This window comes from Pseudovibrio sp. Ad37, from assembly GCF_001623075.1.
Classification (GTDB): Bacteria; Pseudomonadota; Alphaproteobacteria; order Rhizobiales; family Stappiaceae; genus Pseudovibrio.
Genome location: NZ_LMCF01000004.1, coordinates 1 through 21,952 on the forward strand (window position 1 = coordinate 1; position 21,952 = coordinate 21,952).

Sequence of the window (21,952 nt, forward strand, 5' to 3'; positions counted from 1 at the left end):
CCCCATCAGAACTTCAACCTGCCGTAACTTCACAACAATATCTTCAGGTTTGGGGCGCTTGATAGCCATCTATGGTCCTCCGGTTTCCTAACTATAGGCGTGGACCACTTCAAAGGGGGAGGCTCAAAAGTGTCTAGCAACCACTCATGAGGATGGCAACAAAGCTACCTCATTGTAATCAATCCCAAAATCTCAAAACACTGTGAAATACCGTGAAGAGCCCACTGTTTCCTAATCAGTACTCATATCACCTCAAAACACCCTTCCCTCACACACAAAACACCATCAATTTCAACAGGTTAACACTATTCACTCTAACCACATGAATGACCTTAGCCTGTTTATCCATGAAATATGCAGACTTAACATTCATCAAGTAGATTTACCTAAATGATGTTTAGCCTCAGCCCTTTAACCCCTAAGACAAAAGGTCTGAATTATGAGCGAAAAAACTTTATACGAACGCCTCGGCGGCTATGACGCGATTTCTGCAGTCGTCAATAATCTCCTCCCACGCCTACAGAGCGATGAGCTGCTTGGACGCTTCTGGCAAAACCGCGGTGATGATGGGATCGCCAGAGAAAAGCAGCTCCTGATTGATTATCTGGCAAACAGCGCCGGCGGACCTTTGTACTACACAGGCCGCGACATGGTGATCACACACACCGGCATGGGCATCACCGAAGCAGATTGGGACGTATTTTTAGCCTACCTGAAAGCCACGCTGGAAGCCTTCAGCCTGCCAGAAGCTGAGTTCAACGACACAGTTGGGTTCGTGAGCAGCCTGAAAGAGGAAATTCTGGTTTAGCACCCCGATTATTTTCCAGAGCATTTAAACGCGCATCCCCCGGTATCTGGCCGCTTAGTTCAGGCCGGGTGATGCTTCCTTCCGCGCAACCCAACCATTGCACATTTGACTTAGCGGCAGCTTTACCTCACAGTTTCAGAGAGTTCGTTTTTCCGCCCATTGCGACACCCACAAAGTTTCATCATGCCGCTTTCATTGAGTGCCTATCTTAGTCTCGGGTTAGCTATTGCAAGCGTCCCGCTCATCACACAGCGATGGGTGCCGCTCACCTTATTCGCTCTCTCGCTGGTCCTTGCAGTCACCGCAGGCGTATTGAATGCAACCGGGCTCCTGCTCGTTCTCAGCTGGGCTGTGGTCAGTGCGGTCCTGTTCCAGCAAAAGCACCCTGTCTGGCTTTATTACTTGATGGTTGGTCTGCTGCTGCTGGCAGGGCATCTGGTGATGACGCATGAAGCTCCCGGCTTTCACAATCTTCAGGTCCTGTCTGGTGCAAAAACCAGCCCGGATGCTGTGCCATACTCGCTTTACCTCAATTTCGATAAGGCGGCTCTGGGCTTCCTGCTGTTTCTCTTTGCAGCACCCCGCATCCGCACAGCCAAAGACTGGCTCCGCAGCCTGCGCATAACACTGCTGTTCTTCTTCCCAGCGGCGGCAGTACTGATCGGCGCAACCTACGCCGCAGGGCTGGTGGTGTTCGACCCGAAACTGGTGCCCTTCTTACCAATTTGGATCTTCGCAAACCTGCTGTTCACCTGCGTGGCAGAAGAGGTCTTCTTTCGCCAGTTCATCATGGGCCAGCTGATGGAAAAGCTCGGGCGCAGCTTTTGGGCAGGCACCGCGGCACTCGTGATCTCCTCGCTCCACTTCGCCTACTACCACCTGGATGGAGGCCTGCCTTACGCAGCCTTTGCCTTCGTCGCCGGGCTCTTCTACGGCGCCACCTTCTGGAAATCAGGTCGTGTAGAAGCCGCCATAGGCGTCCACTTCCTCGTCAACCTCACCCATATCTTCTTCTTCACCTACCCCATGTTGGCGAAGTAAGGCAGGCAACCACCCACGATACCTTTTCCGTAAGGGAATGCTGCTAATCATTGCTCTGTCACGTGCTCGCACTTCAAGGCCTCGAGCTCTCGGAACAAAGGGTGGTTGAATGTCCAGATCGCAAACGAGGCTAACACCACGTTCAATCATCGCTGCAACGAGTGGAAACGTTCTGGAATGGTATGACTTCACCGTTTACAGCTTTCTCACGGCAACAATTGCCACCCAATTTTTCCCGTTAGAAAACAGAGTGGCTTCACTGCTTTCTGCATTCGCCGTGCTGGCTGTCGGCTATGCAGCGCGCCCTATCGGCAGTGTAATCTTCGGCCATATTGGAGACCGTGTGGGCCGAAAGACGGCCATGATGATCTCCGTCCTGCTGATGGGCGGAGGCTCTCTCGCGATTGCCGTGCTACCCACATATGATCAAATCGGGATTGCCGCAGCCATACTTCTTGTCTTGGTGAGGATTGTTCAGGGCATTGCCGTGGCCGGAGAATACACAGCCTCTGGCGTCCTTCTGGTGGAACAAGCAGAGCCGGAACGCCGGGCATTAACAGGAGCATGGATTGCATGTGCCATGATATCCGGCTGCCTCGTCGGCTCGGCTGTTCCAGCCGGCATCAGCCTCCTTCTTTCTGCCGAACAGATGGCGGATTGGGGATGGCGTCTGGCTTTTGGTTTCGGCACGCTGGTCGCAATTTTCAGCGCAGTCATCAGGCGAAACATCACCGATACAGTGCTGGACGAAGACCCGGCAGATAACTCATCACCTGTCTGGCAAAGCCTGCGAGATCATTCTGGTTTGATCGGGCAAATGATTTTGCTGCTCATTCCAACCGCTGTGATTTACTTTGTAATTTACGTCTATGCAGTCTCGTATTTAAGCGCGGAGCCAGGCTTTGGCGCATCCACGGCTCTCAATGTCACAACACTCAACCTGATTGTTATGGCTCTGTTTATTCCGGTTTGCGGACTAGCGGCGGACCGGTTTGGGTTGCGGCCAGCTTTTCTCGCTGGGGCCTTGGCAACCTTCATCCTTGCGGGCCCTTGCTGGTGGCTTATGCTTCAAGAGGACATCACATCCGTTTTTCTTGGGCAGTTCGGTCTCACCTTAACAAGCACAGTCGGATGGGCGCTCTCCATCACAGCCCTCACCCTAATGGCGCCGGATCACTTACGCTGCAGCGTTGTCGCGCTCGGATACAATCTAAGCATGGCCCTCTTCGGCGGCACCACCCCAATCGTCGCCACATATCTGGTAACCCAGACCGGCAAGGACTACGCCCCCGTCTACTATATCCTCATCGCAGTCCTCATCTCCCTCCCAATCATCTGGCGTCTGCCCAAACTGATCGCAACAACACGGCTGCAAAACGCATTGGCATAACCCTCAGCACCTCATGTTTAAGCGAGCTCCCTAATGCAAAAAGTAATGTGTTAAGCTGAAAACACGCTGCTCATCAAAAGGATACTTTCTCCTATTTGATAGGAAGATAGACATCTCCGTTACGCGTACATTACCATCACTGTAATGACCGTTGAGCCCCCCTCATAAAGGCCAGCATAAACAACATCTCAGTGCGGAGCGCGCGCTGATACGATCCAATGGGAGATTCCGCATGACACAACGCACTTCACCAAACATGGGCGAGTTCCTGCATCTGCGCGGTCAGAACCTGTCTAAGGGTGAACCGATTGCGTTACCTTTGGTGCAAAGCTCCATGTACCATCTTCCAGGATTGCCTGAAGACTTCCCAAACTATGGTCGTGTCAGCAACCCGACATGGACCCAGCTTGAACATGCGCTCGCTCATCTCGAAGCAGCGCCTTGCCTTTGTTTTCCCTCCGGAATGGCTGCAATTTCTGCGGCTCTTTTCGCAACGCTCAAAGCGGGAGATCGGCTACTGGTCCCGGCAGATGGGTATTATGTAACCCGCATCCTCTCCAGCCAGTTTCTGGCTAAGTTCGGCGTTGAAGTCGTTGAGCGGGACACCGCTGAGTTTACCACAGGCGGCTTTGATGGGTTCAGCGTTGTGTTCTTGGAAACACCTTCAAATCCGGGCCTTGACCTGCTGGATCTAACAGCAATTGCGTCTGCTGTACGCGCCGCAGGTGGCATCACGATTTGTGACAATACAACCCTGACACCGCTTGGTCAGCGACCATTAGATTTTGGTGTAGATCTTGTCGTCTCCTCAGACACTAAATCCATGGCAGGCCATTCCGACGCCCTGATGGGTCATGTCGCCAGCCGAAACCATGAGATTTTAAAGGCCGTCGAAGAGTGGCGTAAGTTTTCCGGCTGCATCCCCGGCCCACAAGAAGCATGGCTGTTGCATCGAGGCCTCGAAACACTGGATGTGCGCTATGATCGAATGTGTACGTCTGCAGCCCTGCTCGCAGAGCGTCTTGCAAATCATCCAGCCGTAAAGTCTATTCGTTTCCCTGGTTTGGAAACGGACCCAGCCCACGCATTGGCCAAAGCGCAGCAAACACGGTTTGGGTTCCTGATCTCCCTCACGCTTGAAACAGAAGCCCAGGCTGAACAGTTCATCAATTCATGCACCCTCTTGCGCCCTGCCACCTCATTTGGCGGCGTTCATAGCTCAGCAGAACGGCGTGCACGCTGGGGTGATGCAGTAGATCCGGCCTTTATTCGTTTGTCTGTGGGGTGTGAGCCGGTAGAAGAGCTCTGGCAGGCGTTTTCAGAAGCACTGGAGCGGGTCTCGAAAGAGCGGACTTAAAGGGCATGTACTCAAAAGGGCAGTTTTATAGACTGCCCTTCTCTCACACCCTCATCACAGTCCTCGTCTCCCCCCCGATCATTTAGTGCCTCCCAAAATCGACTGCTGAGACTCACTTGAATAGCACTCTGGCGTCAGTGAGTATCCTAAGTAAGCACCATCGCTTTCTTGAAAGCGCTATTTTGCGGCCAATGATACTCTTTTCAATCGCCAACACGGTAAGAGCAAACGGTGGGTATGATAAGGCGATGAGTTCTGGATTAATAAACGCTCAGCTGCTCACAACACTCAATGCTTCTGCAAACCTTTTGTCCCATGAGCTTTGGCCCAACTGCATTAGGAGGTCTTGTCTGGCTTCTTCTACTGCTTGCTTATGCGTGCCAAATGCCGCAAAAACATCTGGTTGAGCTTCAAAGTATTCAAACTCTTCCTGAATCATTCGCATAAACTCTTCAGGCGTGAGCTTTGTTCTGGCTTTCTCCAAAATTCCAGTTACGACCCAAGCTGATAAAGGCCCACCGTCTTCAACAAATGACGAACCATCACGGCCAAAGAGCATTGTATATAAGATCGTGAGTTGCCACAGATCAGGACGGTTCAACTCCAACCGCTCGAGATACTCATTCAAAACAGTATCGCGCGAGTATCTTTCGAACTCTCCATCGCGCAAGGTACAATAAGCTCGAAGTTGATCTGAGCAAAAATCATCTCGCTCAGCTAGGTATTCTAGGAAGCGAGCAAGCGGACCAGCTGCGTCTTCCCCCCCTTTAAATGTTAGTTTGTGCTGACGTAGTGAGTCGCACCAAGCATCAATAACAGCTTTGACGCCACTAGTTACAGCAATGTCCTTTGTTCCTAGCTCTTCAACAAACTGCTTCTCTTCGAAGAAATCTGGGCCAACCTGGAAAATAAGGCTAATCCCTTGAGAAGTAAGGCTAAGAAGATCGCTCCTTAAAGTGTGAGCGAGTTGTAACAATCCTTCTTGAACATCCACTTCTTCCCATGATTTGATTTGAACTAGCCCTGGAGTAAATGGCGCAATATCAGCAGCCGTAACTGATAGGTTAGCTTGAATAGTAATCATGTCGTCCTGAACAATAAGCATTGGAGCTTTTGACATCGCGATGCTTTTCGGGATGGATACAACCTCATGAGAAAACTCAATACTGATGTCTTTTTCAGTAGAACTCACAGATGAGACAAATAGGTTCTGCATCATTGGATAGACTTCGCCATTTCCAATATCCGTTCCAGCAGGCCTGTGATCTAGAAGAGCGCGATTTTCATCGTTCAAGTATCGTTCAAAGAACAATAATGGGCCACGTGTCCCATCTATACATATTCTTCGCAAACTACCACGGCACGCGACCCAAAACGCTTTACTGTCCGGCTCCCAATAAACCGAACGAATAGATTGCCCTCCGAGCGCACCTCCTAGTTTTGATAGAACTCGGATCCCTTCGTGAACTTTCTTGACTCTTGGAGGATGCTTAAATGGCAGACGGTATTGGTCACGACTTTGCTTTGTCCAAGCCGCCAACCTGCGAAATTGCTTTTCAGTAATGCTATCGTGCCTGCTCTTATAATTGCCAACAGGCACATCTGATACATGCAATCGACAAAGCGGCGTTTGGTTAGGCACTGACCATAAATCAAGATGCTTTCGCTCTATCAGCCAGTATTCATCCTTGGTATCTCGATTTGTTCTATACGATGGGCCAAACTCCTCCTGAGGAGAATGCCTGAGAACAAGTTTTCCATCCGGACTGGGTGAAAATAGAGCAGGAGCACTCCATGGGGAAAACTCCACGGGATAAAAAGTGTGCTTTTGTGCGGCCAAGTCGAAGGACAACACTCCAGCACTTGTTCCTATAATTTCATCTTTCCGCTCACCGTGACTTGATGCTACTAGCCCCCAGATACTGCCGGCAGTGTCTTCAAATACGCGATCTTTGAGGTAAGCACACCCGGGCGGGTAAGGATACGATTTGTTTGCTGTACTCTTGTAACTTTGCGCATAATACTGGCTCCCGAAGAAGCTCTTTTTCTGCTTCAGTTCAGGCACATAAAATGGTTCAGTTTGCCACATCACTTCCAGCGAGTTTGCATCTAAAAAATGAAGTTCTCGTTCCAAAAACTGAATCGCGAGCACCTTATTATGCTCTAGATAGGTTACGGTGTATGCCTGAAACGGTAGCTTTACTCGCTTAATCTCTGCACCGCTATTGATATCAAAGACCGCTAACTCGGTTATGTGGTTTTGGGACCCTTTTCTGTACGATCGGGCGAGGCAGAAGAGCTGTGCCTTACTTTTTGCAACATCATAAACCGATATCTTATCGAAAGGGCGAAGCAAAAACCTACGCGACATGTCATCGTTTAAAACATCAACGTACTCATTATAATGTTGACCAAAGCTACATTTCAAAACTCGCATGGGGTTTGCCTCAAAATACGACTGTTCTTTAAGAGCTTATACCTAGATATCCAGCAAATGACTAATTACTCAACGAAGTAAATCTCAACTAATTCGTTGTGGCAAGAGATAGCCGCAGCTTAGATCCTGCATCTCCTTATCAACGCGTTTTATGAAGTACAATTAAAACTGAGAGTTGCGCCTGGCAGTTTTCCTAGCCGTGGATCAAAAACACGGCCAGTCTCATTCTCAATACTTAGTTAGTATAGACGCAGCCTAAAGAAAGGCCGATCACTCCACCACGCGCAAATGCTTCTTTTTCTCAAGCACCTTGAGCACGTTGGCCAGCTCGTGGCCGCGTTTGAGGATCACGCCGCCAGTACCAACAACGCAGTAGGCGCCTTGTTTGCGGGCAAGTTTGGGGTCTTTTTCAATGCGGTAGAGCGGCATTTCGCTAGCACGGCGGAAAATGGCGAAGATCGCCTTGTCTGTCCCATGGCCGATGGCGTAATCACGCCACTCGCCGCTGGCAACCATGCGCCCGTAAAGCCTGAGGATCTGATCGAGTTCCGTTCGATGAAAAGCAACTATCGGTTTCGGGAGGTTCGGTTTTCGATGAACGGCAGCACTGTTGGAACCGCCATCAAGAGAGCGAACGCTCCCAGACACTATTGCAATATCATCCCCTTCACTCATGAAGGCCTCCTGCGTTCAGATCCTGTGGTTGGGCATCCCGGAGAAAGCAGAATATCGGCTCTCGCATCGCGGATGCGCCGAGGCAATCTGGTTGAGCACGCAGCGTGAATTTGAAAATCCGCGACGCACGCTAAGCCATCGGCAACCCCATTTTACCACATAATCCGCCCATCCTGCGGCAAAGCCTGAAAGAACGCAAGGGAACCTCCTTTTGTTGCCCGGCAAAGGACCCCGTGAGAATTCAGAGTACACGCTAAAATTGTCACAGTAGTTTCTCTATTTCGCCCCAATTGGGTCATTGAGGAGCCACGAATGCCAGCCAAATTATCGTTGTTGCCCAAGCAGGTTCGGTTCTGTGGAGCTGTGGTGAAGACTCTCACCCCTACCCCCCGTTGACCCACTCGTCACAGTGCTGAAGGAGAACCGAACCGCTTCCCCCTACAACTTATCGCTGCGATAAACCGCTGGCTCTTAATCAGTGAGACCAAGGGACAGGCCACCACCCCCAAGTAGTTTCGGTTGGCTGGTACAATCCCATATTCCGGCCAAAAGCCCCGCAGCATCCCGCGCCAGCTTATTGGCATTCTTGGTCGCACGCGCATCCACGTAGCCGATGTGACAGGTCTTACCCTGTCCCAGCTGAGTGATCACCAGCACCTGCCCGCGATAATACCCATCAGCATCCGCTTTATCATCCCCCGCAACATCCGCCGGAATGTCCGTATGCCACCGCAAGATGGTCGCCACAGGCTCACCACCTTCCAGCACCCACTCAATGGTGGAGCCAAGCCGGTTCCACGGACTCAGGCCTTGCGTCGCCGCAGGTTCATCGCGCGCCTGCTCGCCATAACTGACGAAGAACCGCAAATCACCCTCAGCCACGTAAACGGGGATACCGTTATACCCCTGACACACCCACACGGCAGAGCCCACTGCATTTTCGGGGGTGTCTTGAAGCTCGCATGTCTCGTTTAAATCCAGCGTGGAATAAACACTCTCGGCCAAAGCGGTGGTGCAAACAAAAATTCCGGTCATGGCAACAATGAGAAACTGAAAATTCTTCAACATTAAGCACCCACTTATCCCAGAGTTATTCGTCAGAAATTACTTGAACGAATTACGCAAGCTCGACTGCGAAATATATCTTGCAACAGGCCGATGCCCCTGTAATACAGGCAGCAAATGAAATTGGAGTATACATAAATGCGTATCGATCGTATTCCTGTCGGTAAGAACCCACCTGAGGACGTCAATGTCATTATTGAAGTTCCAGTTGGCGGTGAGCCGATCAAATACGAGATGGAAAAAGAATCCGGCGCAATGTACGTCGATCGCTTCCTCTACACCCCTATGCGTTACCCGGGCAACTACGGCTTCGTTCCACACACCCTGTGCGGTGATGGCGACCCAATCGACGTAGTTGTTGTGAACCAGCGCCCAATCGTTCCAGGCGCCGTCATGAGCTGCCGTCCGATCGGCGTTCTGGTCATGGAAGACGAGTCCGGTCAGGATGAGAAGATCATCGCTGTCCCAAGCAGCAAGCTGACCCGTCGTTACGAATCCGTACACAACATCGAAGACCTGCCTGAAATCACCATCAAGCAGATTGAGCACTTCTTCGAGCACTACAAAGATCTTGAGCCAAACAAATGGGTGAAGATCACCGGCATTCACGGTGCGGACGAAGCAAAGCGTCTGATCGTAGAAAGCATCGAGCGCTACAACAAAGAAGAAGGCTAAACCCCTCTCTTTGTGACTGACACAAAAAAGCCCGGAGCTGCGTAGAGCCCCGGGCTTTTTTCATATCAAAACAAAGCGCTGGAACCTCAGCTCTTACGAGGAAGCACCAGACCGCACAACGTAATAAACACCATCACACTCGCATAAATCGCATTCAATCCGGCAAACGACAGACCAAAGATGCGGAACTGCGCAACAGAGCAGCTCACAACTTTTGTGGTCGCAAGGCTCTGCAGCATGTTGGAAGCAGATCCCAACTCCATGCTGCCACCAGCGGCACAATCATTAGGGCCAAGCCAGAGTTCCCACTCTGCGCCAGCCTGATAGATGCCAACACCGCCGCCATACAGAAAACCACCAGCCGCACCCAGCAGCGCCAGCACAGAAACCCAGCGCAGCTTCTCGGTCCGGGTAAAGATCAACGCCAGAATACCCAGCACCAGACCAGCGTAGTACGGATTACGCTGAATGAGACACAGCGGACATGGCTTGAAACCACCAATAAGCTCAAAACCCCACGCGGTCGCCAACGCAGTGGCACTACCCAGTGTCACCAGCGCAGCACCAGAGGTGAGCGGATCTTTCAGAAGCAGCGCAAAAAAGCGTCCTAGCATTTCCAATTAACCTCTCCTGCGCATTCCCGAGGCTCCAAACCAGCACTCCAAAGAACACGCGCCACAAAACAGATTAAAGCAACTGTCCCATTCTCAAAGAAACGACAGCCGCTTTAAAGAAACTTGATCAGAGCGAAACCACCAACCAGCAGCACCACAAACACAGTGAACACCAGCCCCAGCCGCTTTTCGATGAAATCCCGAATTGCTGGTCCAAACAGGTACAAAAGCCCTGCGACCGCAAAAAACCGAATTCCACGAGAGACAATGCTCGCCGCAATGAATACTGGGAGATTCAGAGCAAAAACACCACTCGCAATAGTTATTACTTTGTACGGAAATGGCGTCAAACCAGCGATAAACACAAACCACCAGCCCCAGTCCTCAAAGATTTGCTTAAACTGGTCAAACTTATCCATGTAACCGTAAAACGCGAGGATCGGTTTCGCCACTTCCTCAAACAAGACAGCACCAATGAGATACCCCAGCAAACCGCCCAGTACAGAGGCAACAGTGCAAAGCGCAGCATAAAACCAGGCCCGATGGCGCTTACTCACACACATAGGAATAAGCAACAGATCCGGCGGAAGCGGAAACACAGAGCTCTCAGCAAAAGCGACTGCGCTCAGCGCATGGGGTGCACGCGGTCCGGCAGCAAGAGAAAGGGTCCAGTCATAAAGGCGACGCAGCATAAGTCAGCAGTGCTCCAAACAATCGATCATTCAGGTGAAGAATACAGTTCATTTCACAATGCGGTAACATTCAATAGCAGCCCCACGCTGGAGTCCTACCTCAATCATCAGCAGCAATCACAGGATTATGGGTGGAAATATGACCTCACCGCGCTTTTCCCCCGTAAATATATATAAGTATAGGCTGACAAATGCTGTGGTTAGCTGAATCAAAATATTGACGTCGCACCCCATCTCGATATATTCCGCCCTTACCAACCGTTGCCCCCGTGGCGGAACTGGTAGACGCGTCGGATTCAAAATCCGATTTCTTCGGAAGTGCCAGTTCGAGTCTGGCCGGGGGCACCACTCTTCTCTTCCCCAAAATTTAAGCGCTTTCATCCAACGCTACACATGCGTCTTGAGTTGATTGTGACCTCACGCCAGCGGGTGATGGTCTTCCACCAGCTTCTGTAGGCGCTCTTCCAGCACGTGGGTATAAATCTGCGTTGTTGAGATGTCCGCATGCCCAAGCAGCTGCTGCACCACACGAAGATCAGCACCGTTTTGCAACAGGTGGGAGGCAAAGGCGTGGCGGAGTACGTGCGGAGAAACCTTGTTGCGGTCAATATCCGCTTCCAGCGCAAGTGCCTTCAAGTCTCGCCCAAACGCCTGACGCGTAAAGTGCCCACTCTCTCCGTGAGAGGGAAACAGCCAAACGCTGTCCGCATAGGCCCCTAAAGATGCGCGCAGCCGCACATACTCAACCATGGCCTTTTGTGAACGAGGAGACAGAGGAACAGCCCGTTCCTTACCACCCTTCCCTTTCACGGTGATAAGACGACTGTCACGTATCGCCGCTGACACTGGCAAGGACACAAGTTCAGAAACACGCAGGCCCGTCGCATAAAGCACTTCCAGCAGTGTGTAGACACGTGCCGCTCTGATCTGCTTCGCATCACTATCATGTGTGATAGTAGCCAACTGTTCTGCTTTGCCGATCAACCGATCCACTTCTTCCTCACTCAACACACCGGGAAGAGTTGAGACTTTACGCGGAGAAGCAACGGTTCGGGTTGGATCATCATCACGAATATCCTCGGCATAACAGAACTGGTAGAACTGCCGAAGAGCCGAAAGACGCCGCGCCTGAGAGGAGGCCGCAAACCCGCGGTCAGTAAGGTCAGAGAGATAGGCACGGACATCCGTGACCTGCACAGCAAGCAGGTCCACACCTTGCGTACTCAGGAAACTATCAAAATCTTCCAGGTCAGTTCGGTAGCTTTCCAACGTATTGAACGCACTGACGCGCTCAACGCTTAACATTTCAAAAAAGCGTTCAGTCTCAAGAGTTCGACGCATAAAAAGCCTATTCGAAGCCTTCCTTTTGGATTTCGACGATAATTTCACGTGGCTCCGGCTCAACGTAGCTGACAAGCAGATACATGCTCAGCACAGCGCCAGTAACGATCAAACCTATGATAGACAGCAATCGCATCAATGTTGGCATGGCAGAACCGGATGCTCCCGTATAAATCTGGATACCCCTAAATCACCCGCAGATGGTGGGGTGTAGCAGTATACTTCACAATCAAAAATAGACCGTTTCACTGTGAAGATTCAACCCGAAGGCACCCAGTGTACCGCGTATTTTGCGATATCCTCCAGGCCTGTGAAGGGGCACCTACGGTTTCTGTAGAAAATTAGCAGTTAAATGCTGGCAAACACTCTTGGTCTAGAACCTTGACAGGACAAGGTGTGATAATGTCAAAGCGTAAGTAAGAGTAGATGAATCGGCGAGGGCGTGGCGTGACTGCAAACGACACAAAGTCAGACAAAAAACGTCAACGACAGCAAGATATTTTGAAGCGCCTCGGCACTAAGCCAATTGTACTTGTTGGCATTATGGGCTGTGGCAAATCCACAGTAGGTCGCCGTTTGGCTCAATATCTCGCTCTCAATTTTATTGATGCAGACTCAGAGATTGAAAAAGCAGCAGATCGTTCTATCTCAGAGATATTCGCTGAACACGGTGAAAGCTATTTCCGGCAAGGTGAAAAGCGTGTCATTGCACGCCTGTTAGACGAAGGGCCACAAGTCCTCGCAACAGGTGGCGGTGCCTTCATCAATGAAGAGACACGCTCCCGCATCAAGGAAAAGGGCATCTCCATCTGGATGAAGGCTGAGCTGTCTGTCATCATGACCCGCGTGCGCAAGCGCCCTACCCGGCCATTGCTGCAAACTGCGGATCCTGAGGCAACCATGCAAAAGCTGATGGATGAGCGCTATCCGATCTATGAAGAAGCGGACATGGCAATCTGGTCGCGTGATGTGACCCATGAAGCAGTTATGGAAGAAATCCTGATCGCTTTGGAAAAAGGACTACCGCCTCTCTCTGATGAGGCACCTGAAAATAACGAGGTTGGAAAGTGACAGAAGAAAATAACGCCACGCTCGTCAATGTCGATCTGGGCGACCGTAGCTATCCAATCCTCATTGGCCGCAACCTGATCAAACGCGCTGGAGAAGAAGTCTCCACCCGCCTCCCAGGTGCCAAAACAGTCATCATCACAGATGAGACCGTCAAGAAACTCCACTTGAAGGCACTGGAAGAAAGCTTCCAATCCGCAGGTGTTGAGTTCAGCACACTTGTCGTGCCTGCAGGCGAAAAAACCAAACGTTTTGAGATCTTCGAGCGCCTCTGCGATGATATTCTCGCCCTGCGCCTTGAGCGCGGCGATGCTGTTGTCGCCTTAGGCGGCGGCGTTGTCGGCGATCTTTCCGGCTTCGTCTCCGGTGTTGTTCGCCGTGGCATGAAGTTCGTTCAGATCCCGACCACCCTACTCGCTCAGGTCGACAGTTCTGTCGGCGGCAAAACCGGCATCAACTCCCGCCATGGCAAAAACCTGCTCGGTGTGTTCCATCAGCCTGCCTTTGTACTGGCAGATACATCCGTTCTGGATACGCTCAGCCCGCGTGACTTCCGCGCTGGCTATGCAGAAGTTGCCAAATACGGCCTGATCAATGATCCGGACTTCTTCGAATGGCTGGAAGCCAATTGGGAAGGTATCTTCGCTGGCGGGCCTGAACGAGAACACGCAGTCGCCCATTCCTGTCGCGCCAAAGCAGCTGTTGTTGCTGCAGACGAGCTGGAATCCGGCAACCGCGCACTGCTCAATCTCGGTCACACCTTCGGCCATTCGCTGGAAGGTGCCGTTGCCTATGAGACTGAACGACTGGTGCACGGAGAAGGCGTTTCCATCGGCATGGTATTGGCCCATGAATTTTCTGAGCAGCTTGGCCTGTGCCCGGCAGAAGACACCAAGCGTGTCATCACGCACTTGGAAGCCGTCGGCCTGCCAACGCGCATTGATCAGATCCCCGGTCAGCTACCACCAATCGACACTTTTATGGACTTGATTGCACAGGACAAAAAAGTAAGTCGTGGTCAGCTCACTTTTATCCTTACAAAAGGCATCGGCACTTCCTATGTCGATAAAACTGTAAGCGCGGAACCCCTCCGCGCGTTTCTTGAGGAGAAACTCGGCAAATGACGGACTACGCTTTCTGGGCTTCCGTTGTCGCTATTGTAATTTTGCTCGTTCTTTCGGGCTTTTTTTCCGGGTCGGAGACTGCCCTGACAGCAGCATCACGCGCCCGTATGCATGCGCTGGTCAAATCCGGTAATAAAAGAGCGCTTATTGTTGCAAGACTGATCGAGTTCAGAGAGCGCCTCATCGGCGCACTGCTGCTCGGCAACAACCTTGTCAACATTCTGGCCTCTGCACTCGCAACATCCCTGTTCCTGAAGCTCTTCGGAGACGCAGGCGTCGCCTACGCAACGCTGGTCATGACTCTTCTGGTCCTGATCTTCTCTGAAGTGCTGCCAAAAACCTGGGCAATCGCAAACGCAGAGAAATTCGCACTCAGCGTTGCACCTGTTGTTCGCGTGCTGGTGATTGTCTTTGGACCGATCGTTGCCGCCATCGAGGTAATTGTACGCCTCGTCCTGCGCATCTTCGGCATTCGCATTGATGACTCCACAGCCGTCCTGTCAGCACACGAAGAGCTGCGCGGCACACTGGACCTTCAGCATAAAGAAGGCGGCCTGATCAAAGCGGATAAAGACCGTATTGGCGGCCTGCTGGATCTGGTTGAGCTTGAAGTGTCGGACGTGATGGTTCATCGCACCAAGCTGTTCGCACTCAATGCCGACCTGCCACCGGAAGAGCTGGTGGAAGAAGTGCTGGCCAGCCCGTTCACCCGTATTCCGCTATGGCGTGATGATCCCGACAATATGGTCGGCCTGCTCCACGCCAAGGATGTTCTGCGCGCAATCGCAAACCTCAAAGGCGATATGGAGAAGTTCGAGCTGGATAAGGTCATGAGCCCGCTTTGGTTCGTACCGGACACCACCAGCCTTCAGAACCAGCTCAACGCCTTCCTGAAGCGCAAAACCCACTTCGCTCTCGTGGTAGACGAGTACGGCGAAGTGATGGGCCTCGTCACGCTGGAAGACATTCTGGAAGAGATCGTCGGTGAGATTGCAGACGAACACGACATCGAACTGCCCGGCCTCAAACCACAGGCAGATGGTTCCGTGATCGTCGAAGGCTCAGTTCCGATTCGCGACCTCAACAGAGCGACTGATTGGAACCTGCCAGACGACGAAGCGACAACCATCGCAGGTCTCGTTATTCACGAAGCAAAAATGATCCCCGAGGAACGTCAGATCTTCACCTTCCACGGATTCCGCTTCACAGTCCTGAGCCGGGAAAAGAACCGCATCACGCGCTTGCGCATGATGGCGCTCAGCCCGCTTCAGGATGCGAAAAAAGCCAGCAAATAAAAATGGGCCCAGCCGGGCCCATTTCCTTTTCTGCAGTCCCTTAAAGAACGCAAAATTATCGTAAAACGCTCAAATCAACGCACATAACAACGCAAACGGGTAAAACACGAGCGCCTGCAACGTACTAGCCATTTGCCGCATTGATTTAGCTGTGCCAATGTACCAATTACTGTAAGAACCAATTACGTGTGAGATTTGGCTTCAATGGCAAGCGCGTGAATGCCTCCGGCGATCTCTTCAGCCACGCATTCGTTTACTGCACGATGCATAGCGACGCGGGACATACCCTCAAAGGCTGTGGATATGATCTTGATCCGGAAGTGGGTTTGTCCACCCTCGCGCCAGCCGCCGTGACCACGGTGACTCTCGGATTCGTCGGTGACTTCAAGAAGCTGCGGCTTAAACGCGGCTTCCAGTTTAGTGATCATGATGTCTCTTGTGCTCATGTTTTCTATATCTCTCACGTAGGAAACCGTCGTCAAGGCCTTGCCTAACAGGGTCACTTTTTTCTATTTATGTCGGCTACCTGCTTTATGGCAGGTGCTAACCCAATCGCAAGGCAACTGAAAACCGAAAAATGAAGCAAGCATCCTCCATTTTCGACAGCATTCGCGTAAAACCCGGCAAAGAACGCACAACAAGCTCAAAAGGCCCAAAGTGCGAATGGGACGGTTGCGACCAGCCTGGCACCCATAAAGCACCGAAAGGTCGCGATCGGGAAGGCCAGTACTTTCATTTTTGCGTAGACCACGTAAAGGCCTACAATAAATCGTATAATTATTTTTCCGGCATGGACGACGACAGTGTTCGCAGCTACCAGCGCGACAGCATGACAGGACATCGCCCAACCTGGAAAATGGGCGTAAACTCGCAGGCAGACGCCGCAAATGCCCGCGATGGAAGCCGCACAAACATCGGTGGTGAAGACGTTAACGATCCGCACAACTTCTTCGCTAGCGCCACAGGAGCACGCAGCCAACCTCAGGAACCACAACGGAAGGTGCTGGCACTTGAGAAAAGGTCATTTGAAACATTGAACCTTCGGGTAACCGCCCGTGGCGCCGAGATAAAAACTCGCTATAAAGAGCTGGTAAAGATTCATCACCCTGATGCCAATGGTGGCGACCGCTCTTCGGAAGACCGCTTGCGCGAGATTATTCAGGCCTACAACGTGCTCAAGAAATCCGGTTATTGCTAGGTCATACGTTTGACCAGTTCCCGGATCTCTTAGAATTTTTTTAGATTTTCATTACCCCGATTTCGACGTGGGGCCGCGGAGGAAAAATGATAGATACGATGCAAACCGCTCAAACCCTGCCGACCGAAACAATTTCTGTACGTGAGACATTTGGCATCGACAGCGACATGGAAGTGCAAGCCTTCGCTGAACCAAACGAACATGTTCCTGACATCGATCCAGACTATCTGTTTGATCGCGCAACGACTCTCGCAATCCTGGCAGGTTTCGCAAAGAACCGCCGTGTGATGGTCTCCGGTTACCATGGTACTGGTAAATCAACCCACATCGAGCAAGTCGCAGCCCGCCTGAACTGGCCTTGTGTGCGCGTAAACCTCGACAGCCACATCTCTCGTATCGACCTTGTTGGTAAAGACGCAATTGTTGTGAAGGACGGTCACACCGTCACCGAGTTCAAGGACGGCATTCTTCCTTGGGCTCTTCAAAACAACGTGGCGCTTGTATTTGATGAATACGACGCAGGCCGTCCAGATGTGATGTTCGTGATCCAGCGTGTTCTTGAGGTTTCCGGACGTTTGACCCTCCTCGATCAGAACCGCGTGATCAATCCGCACCCGGCATTCCGCCTGTTCGCAACCGCGAACACCGTCGGTCTTGGTGATACATCCGGCCTTTACCACGGTACACAACAGATCAACCAGGGCCAGATGGACCGCTGGTCTATTGTAACCACACTGAACTACCTGCCTCATGACAATGAGGTCGAGATCGTTCTGGCGAAGTCTCCACACTACAGTGGCGCAGAAGGTCGCTCTATCGTTTCCAAGATGGTTCGTGTCGCAGACATGACCCGTAGCGCTTTCATGAACGGCGAGCTCTCCACTGTGATGAGCCCACGTACAGTGATCACATGGTCAGAAAACGCTGAAATCTTTGGCGATATCGGTTTTTCATTCCGCCTGACCTTCCTGAACAAGTGTGACGATACCGAGCAAGCGCTGGTCTCTGAGTTCTACCAGCGTTGTTTCGGGGAAGACCTCCCTGAATCAGCGGCAAACATCGTCATGAGTTAAGGGGAGTTACATGGCAGGTACCAGCAACTCCTCAGCCAAGAACAAACCTGCCAGCCAGCCATTCAAGCAAGCGATGGGCTCTACAGTCAGAGCCATCGCAGGCGAGCCTGAGCTGGAGGTTGTTTTTTCACCGGATAAACCGGGAATGACCAGCGGACGTATACGTCTGCCGGAACCTTCCCGCACGATGACAAAGGAAGAAGTCGCCGTTACTCGCGGTTTGGGCGACTCCATGGCTCTGCGCCTTGCTTGTCATGATCCAGCTGTTCACACCAAGCACATTCCTCAAGGCGAAAACGCACGCGCTATCTTTAACTCGGTCGAACAAGCCCGAGTTGAAGCCCTTGGCGCCGTCCGTATGCCAGGCGCTGGCGATAACATCGACGCCATGCTTGAGGATCGTTACTTCAAAGCCAACTTCGCAGAAGTCACCACCAAAGACGAAGCTCCGATGCAGGATGCCATCGCTTTGTTGGTACGCGAACGTCTGACGGGCCGCGAGATCCCCAAAAGCGCACAGCGCATGGTGGACCTCTGGAGACCTTTCGTTGAAGAAAAAGCTGATCATGATCTGAACAAACTCGTCACCCGCATGGATGACCAGATCGCATTTGCTAAGCAGATGCGCGATCTTCTCACCTCACTCGATATGGCTGATGAGCTGGGAGAAGAACCAGAGGACGACGACGAGAACAACGACGAAAGCCAGCAGGATCAGGAGGATCGCTCCGATACCTCTGGTGACATGCAGGAAGATCAAGGTGATCAGGAAGGCGCTCCTGAAGAGATGGAACTTTCCGGCGAAGAGCAGGAAAGCGGCGAAACCGAAGGCGTCGACAGCGAGATGCAGGATATCTCCGAAGAGGATATGTCCGATCAGGCTGAAGAGCCGGGCGAACAGGAACGCCGGGACCATCCCTTCAGCAATCAGCCGTCTGCTGATGCCTATCACATCTTCACACAGGTATTCGACGAGATCATTGCAGCAGAAGACCTCTGCGATCAGGAAGAACTGGATCGTCTCCGCGGCTTCCTCGATAAGCAGCTGGCCTCTTTGTCTGGTGCGGTGTCCCGACTAGCCAACCGCCTGCAGCGTAAGCTGATGGCGCAGCAGAGCCGATCATGGGACTTCGATCTGGAAGAAGGCATCATCGACAGCGCCCGCCTCCATCGCGTAGTCATAGATCCACTACAACCGCTTGCGTTCAAATGGGAAAACGACACCGAGTTCCGTGATACCGTAGTCACTCTGGTGATCGACAATTCCGGCTCTATGCGTGGTCGTCCGATCACTGTAGCAGCCACATGTGCTGACATTCTGGCACGTACACTTGAGCGTTGCGGCGTGAAAGTGGAGATCCTTGGATTTACCACCAAAGCGTGGAAAGGCGGTCAGTCCCGCGAAGCATGGCTCAAGGATGGCAAACCGTCTAATCCGGGACGCCTGAACGATCTACGCCACATCATTTACAAATCCGCAGATGCCCCTTGGCGCCGCGCCAAACGCAATCTCGGCCTGATGATGCGAGAAGGTCTACTAAAGGAAAACATCGACGGAGAGGCTTTAGACTGGGCACACAAGCGTTTGCTTGCACGTCCGGAACGTCGCCGCATCCTGATGATGATCTCCGATGGCGCACCAGTAGATGACTGCACGCTTTCAGTGAACCCAGGCAACTATCTGGAGAAGCACCTGCGCAGCGTGATTGCTGAGATTGAAAACAGATCTCCGGTCGAGTTGATCGCAATCGGTATCGGCCACGATGTGACCCGCTACTACAAACGTGCGGTAACAATCGTAGATGCAGAAGAACTGGCTGGCGCGATGACTGATCAGCTTGCTGATTTGTTTGATGAAAACAGCAGTCAGGATCGCGGTAGACGTCACGGGCGCCGATGAAATTAACACGACGCATTTTGCTAACAGGAGCAGCGGCAGCGGTAACAACCGCAGTCGCTGCTTCTTTGCCTTTCAGCGAGAGCACCGCACAGCAGAGCGGCTTTCAGCCAATGAAAGTCCGCTCCAAGGAAATCAACCGCTTCAAGTTCTCTGGTACCCGAGCAGAGCAATACGGCCCCCTCATGTTTCTCGGAGGTCTTGAGCTAAGCAGCTCAAACAGTCGCTTCGGCGGCTATTCCGGCTTGCTAACGCTCAACAATGGCTCAGACATCATTGCTGTCTCAGATCGCGGCCACTGGCTGCGCGGCGAACTATCCCAGACCAGCCGAGGAAAGCCTCTCAAGCTGCTGGGTGCGGAAACAGCAACCCTGCTGGACAGCAAGGGCAGAAAGCTCAAACGCACCTACAGGGCCGACACAGAAGGTCTGAGCATTGGCGGCTCAGCCAACACACCTCGTATTTTCGTCAGCCATGAAGGAAAAGGCGGGATCATGACATACCCGCTTAACCTGGAAACAGGCGAAGAACGCGCCAAGCACCTGTTGATTCCCAAAGAGATCCGAGGTTTAGCAAAGAACAAGAGCCTTGAATCTGTTGCTGTTGCCCCTCCCAATTCTCCACTTTCGGGCGCGATCATAACGATCGCCGAACGCGGGAAGTCTCTGAAGCACAACAGGCCAGCGTGGATCATCGGTGGCCCGCGTCCGGGGAAGTTCTGGATAGGAAAACAAGGCAACTACGATGTTACGGATGCTGCCTTCCTTCCCAATGGCGACCTTTTGATCCTGGAGCGTTTGTTCAACCTCTCAGAAGGCCTTGGGATGCGCATCAGGCAGCTGGATGGCTCCAACCTGCGGCCAGACCATCTCCATACAGGCAAAACGCTCCTGACCGCTGATTTCAGTTATCAGATTGATAATATGGAAGCTCTGAGCGTTCACATGAACGCTTTTGGAGAGACAGTCTTATCCCTCATGTCAGATGATAACCGCTCATTCTTGCAGCGCACCTTGCTGCTGCGCTTCATCCTGACGGACAACGAACCTTTCAGAGAGCCATTCGTTCGAGCACCCAAAGAAGCAAAGATCGTCCCAGCGCCAAAACCGAAGCCTCGGTAAACGACTACTGTCTTTGTGAGCTGCACCGACATTCAATCCCAAAAACAAAAAAAGGCACCGGAACCAAATCCGATGCCTCTTTAAATTCTTTTCAAACGAACAGCTTATCCGCGCTGCGAAGCAGGTACCGCGCCGATTACTCCCAATGCGATGCGGTATGGAACAAGCATGCTCATCGCAACGATGATCTTTACGCTGAAGTCACCAATCGCCCAGGAAACCCAACGAGGAACTTCCAGAGCAAACACACCAAACAATGGTGCAACTTCTACCGCAAACGCATCGTGATAACCCAAAAACGCAAACTGTGTAGCAAAAGCAAGGCTAAAGAACAGCGCGGTATCGAGCATGGTACCGAGTGTAGAAGAGACGACAGGCGCCTTCCACCAACGACCATCACGAAGACGATGGAACACAGTCACGTCCAGCAACTGAGCAATCAGAAATGCACTTCCTGACGCAATTGCGATGCGTGGTGTTGCCAAAACAATAGAAAGAGCAACTGCAACAGCAAAGCCAGCGTACACGACTTTGCGTGCAGCAGCAGGACCAAACTGTCGGTTAATCAAATCAGTTACAAGGAATGCCACTGGATAAGTGAATGCACCCCAAGTAAGCAGGTTTGCTAGATTAACAGCCCCGAACATTCCCTGAACAGGGAATTGAACAAGGTAATTCGAAGCAACGACCACTGTGGTCATTGCCATAATAGCAAGAGCCAGTGGTCGAGCAGTATTCGACTTAGTCACGTTCAATCCCTTTCAAGAATGATGTGATTAAGCAGCTGCCTGACGACGCTTGATTTCGGTCTTCAGCAAACGCGCTTTAGGAGAAAGCTCAGCTTCAACTGCTTTCGCCAAGAATGCGTCCAAACCACCGCGGTGCTCAACAGAACGCAGAGCGTGTGCAGAGATACGCAGTTTGTAAGTTTCGCCGAGAGTCTCACTCATCAGGGAAACATTGCAAAGGTTTGGCAAGAACCGACGACGGCTCCTGTTTTTTGCGTGAGACACGTTGTTGCCGGTCATCACGTCTTTACCGGTAAGTTCGCAGCGGCGTGCCATGAGGGTCACCCTTTTAA

At 51.9% G+C, this 21,952-nt stretch carries 22 protein-coding genes and 1 tRNA gene; 13 read left to right on the top strand and 10 right to left on the bottom strand.

The window, feature by feature from the left end; translation table 11 throughout:
- Positions 1-439 precede the first annotated feature (439 nt).
- From PsAD37_RS00280 to PsAD37_RS00295, 4 genes are all read left to right on the top strand, one after another.
- Positions 440-808 (top strand): group 1 truncated hemoglobin, encoded by a 369-nt coding sequence (locus PsAD37_RS00280; protein ID WP_063294455.1) that lies wholly within the window; start codon positions 440-442, stop codon positions 806-808.
- A 183-nt stretch (positions 809-991) separates the two neighbouring features.
- Complete coding sequence (locus PsAD37_RS00285) at positions 992-1,849, top strand: CPBP family intramembrane glutamic endopeptidase (protein ID WP_063294456.1); 858 nt, start codon at positions 992-994, stop codon at positions 1,847-1,849.
- Positions 1,850-1,958: 109 nt separating this feature from the next.
- Positions 1,959-3,239, top strand: a complete 1,281-nt coding sequence (locus PsAD37_RS00290; protein ID WP_063294457.1) for an MFS transporter — start codon at positions 1,959-1,961, stop codon at positions 3,237-3,239.
- Between the two features lie 232 nt (positions 3,240-3,471).
- Complete coding sequence (locus PsAD37_RS00295; protein WP_063294458.1) at positions 3,472-4,596, top strand: cystathionine gamma-lyase; 1,125 nt, start codon at positions 3,472-3,474, stop codon at positions 4,594-4,596.
- A 271-nt stretch (positions 4,597-4,867) separates the two neighbouring features.
- Here the strand turns inward: PsAD37_RS00295 and PsAD37_RS00300 are convergent, their stop codons facing one another.
- From PsAD37_RS00300 to PsAD37_RS00310, 3 genes are all read right to left on the bottom strand, one after another.
- Complete coding sequence (locus PsAD37_RS00300) at positions 4,868-7,033, bottom strand: hypothetical protein (RefSeq protein WP_063294459.1); 2,166 nt, start codon at positions 7,031-7,033, stop codon at positions 4,868-4,870.
- A 270-nt stretch (positions 7,034-7,303) separates the two neighbouring features.
- On the bottom strand, positions 7,304-7,708 hold the full coding sequence (locus tag PsAD37_RS00305; RefSeq protein WP_063294460.1) for a DUF2794 domain-containing protein: 405 nt from the start codon (positions 7,706-7,708) through the stop codon (positions 7,304-7,306).
- A gap of 471 nt (positions 7,709-8,179) precedes the next feature.
- Positions 8,180-8,776 (bottom strand): hypothetical protein, encoded by a 597-nt coding sequence (locus tag PsAD37_RS00310; RefSeq protein WP_063294461.1) that lies wholly within the window; start codon positions 8,774-8,776, stop codon positions 8,180-8,182.
- 135 nt (positions 8,777-8,911) lie between these two features.
- On the opposite strand from PsAD37_RS00310, the gene ppa reads away from it, so the two are divergent.
- The gene (ppa, locus tag PsAD37_RS00315; RefSeq protein WP_057463505.1) at positions 8,912-9,448 is read left to right on the top strand and encodes an inorganic diphosphatase; all 537 of its coding nucleotides are present in this window, start codon (positions 8,912-8,914) and stop codon (positions 9,446-9,448) included.
- 86 nt (positions 9,449-9,534) lie between these two features.
- On the opposite strand, the gene PsAD37_RS00320 is transcribed toward ppa, so the two are convergent.
- Both PsAD37_RS00320 and PsAD37_RS00325 read right to left on the bottom strand, forming a co-directional pair.
- On the bottom strand, positions 9,535-10,062 hold the full coding sequence (locus tag PsAD37_RS00320) for a disulfide bond formation protein B (RefSeq protein ID WP_063291163.1): 528 nt from the start codon (positions 10,060-10,062) through the stop codon (positions 9,535-9,537).
- A 113-nt stretch (positions 10,063-10,175) separates the two neighbouring features.
- A complete protein-coding gene (locus PsAD37_RS00325) occupies positions 10,176-10,754 on the bottom strand; it encodes a YqaA family protein (RefSeq protein ID WP_063294462.1) in 579 nt (192 codons plus the stop codon).
- 263 nt (positions 10,755-11,017) lie between these two features.
- Between PsAD37_RS00325 and PsAD37_RS00330 the strand changes: the two genes are divergently transcribed.
- Positions 11,018-11,102 (top strand) — tRNA-Leu (locus tag PsAD37_RS00330).
- 69 nt (positions 11,103-11,171) lie between these two features.
- Here PsAD37_RS00330 and PsAD37_RS00335 read toward each other — a convergent pair.
- Both PsAD37_RS00335 and PsAD37_RS28245 read right to left on the bottom strand, forming a co-directional pair.
- On the bottom strand, positions 11,172-12,095 hold the full coding sequence (locus PsAD37_RS00335) for a site-specific tyrosine recombinase XerD (RefSeq protein WP_063294463.1): 924 nt from the start codon (positions 12,093-12,095) through the stop codon (positions 11,172-11,174).
- A gap of 7 nt (positions 12,096-12,102) precedes the next feature.
- The gene (locus tag PsAD37_RS28245; protein WP_167550253.1) at positions 12,103-12,243 is read right to left on the bottom strand and encodes a hypothetical protein; all 141 of its coding nucleotides are present in this window, start codon (positions 12,241-12,243) and stop codon (positions 12,103-12,105) included.
- A 299-nt stretch (positions 12,244-12,542) separates the two neighbouring features.
- Here PsAD37_RS28245 and PsAD37_RS00340 point away from each other — a divergent pair, with 299 nt between their 5' ends.
- From PsAD37_RS00340 to PsAD37_RS00350, 3 genes are read left to right on the top strand one after another with little or no spacing between them, the layout of a single operon-like run.
- A complete protein-coding gene (locus tag PsAD37_RS00340) occupies positions 12,543-13,166 on the top strand; it encodes a shikimate kinase (protein WP_153039655.1) in 624 nt (207 codons plus the stop codon).
- The gene (aroB, locus tag PsAD37_RS00345; protein ID WP_063294465.1) at positions 13,163-14,287 is read left to right on the top strand and encodes a 3-dehydroquinate synthase; all 1,125 of its coding nucleotides are present in this window, start codon (positions 13,163-13,165) and stop codon (positions 14,285-14,287) included. The genes PsAD37_RS00340 and aroB overlap by 4 nt, the downstream gene beginning before the upstream one ends.
- Complete coding sequence (locus tag PsAD37_RS00350) at positions 14,284-15,582, top strand: HlyC/CorC family transporter (protein ID WP_057463510.1); 1,299 nt, start codon at positions 14,284-14,286, stop codon at positions 15,580-15,582. The genes aroB and PsAD37_RS00350 overlap by 4 nt, the downstream gene beginning before the upstream one ends.
- A gap of 182 nt (positions 15,583-15,764) precedes the next feature.
- Here PsAD37_RS00350 and PsAD37_RS00355 read toward each other — a convergent pair whose 3' ends face one another.
- Positions 15,765-16,028 carry a BolA family transcriptional regulator gene (locus PsAD37_RS00355; RefSeq protein ID WP_057463511.1) on the bottom strand — a complete coding sequence of 88 codons (264 nt, stop codon included), beginning with the start codon at positions 16,026-16,028 and terminating at the stop codon, positions 15,765-15,767.
- Positions 16,029-16,159: 131 nt separating this feature from the next.
- Between PsAD37_RS00355 and PsAD37_RS00360 the strand changes: the two genes are divergently transcribed.
- The 4 genes from PsAD37_RS00360 to PsAD37_RS00375 all read left to right on the top strand — a co-directional run bounded on the left by PsAD37_RS00360 (position 16,160) and on the right by PsAD37_RS00375 (position 20,871).
- Entirely contained in the window at positions 16,160-16,780 is a 621-nt protein-coding gene (locus PsAD37_RS00360) for a J domain-containing protein (protein WP_063294466.1), read from the top strand.
- Between the two features lie 86 nt (positions 16,781-16,866).
- Positions 16,867-17,853: a cobaltochelatase subunit CobS gene (gene cobS / locus PsAD37_RS00365; protein WP_063294467.1), complete on the top strand. Its 987-nt coding sequence runs from the start codon at positions 16,867-16,869 to the stop codon at positions 17,851-17,853.
- A gap of 10 nt (positions 17,854-17,863) precedes the next feature.
- Positions 17,864-19,753: a cobaltochelatase subunit CobT gene (gene cobT, locus PsAD37_RS00370; RefSeq protein ID WP_063294468.1), complete on the top strand. Its 1,890-nt coding sequence runs from the start codon at positions 17,864-17,866 to the stop codon at positions 19,751-19,753.
- A complete protein-coding gene (locus PsAD37_RS00375; RefSeq protein ID WP_063294469.1) occupies positions 19,750-20,871 on the top strand; it encodes an esterase-like activity of phytase family protein in 1,122 nt (373 codons plus the stop codon). The genes cobT and PsAD37_RS00375 overlap by 4 nt, the downstream gene beginning before the upstream one ends.
- A gap of 104 nt (positions 20,872-20,975) precedes the next feature.
- On the opposite strand, the gene PsAD37_RS00380 is transcribed toward PsAD37_RS00375, so the two are convergent.
- On the bottom strand, positions 20,976-21,578 hold the full coding sequence (locus PsAD37_RS00380) for a VUT family protein (protein WP_063294470.1): 603 nt from the start codon (positions 21,576-21,578) through the stop codon (positions 20,976-20,978).
- Between the two features lie 69 nt (positions 21,579-21,647).
- Positions 21,648-21,935 carry a 50S ribosomal protein L28 gene (gene rpmB / locus PsAD37_RS00385; protein WP_057463517.1) on the bottom strand — a complete coding sequence of 96 codons (288 nt, stop codon included), beginning with the start codon at positions 21,933-21,935 and terminating at the stop codon, positions 21,648-21,650.
- Positions 21,936-21,952 lie beyond the last annotated feature (17 nt).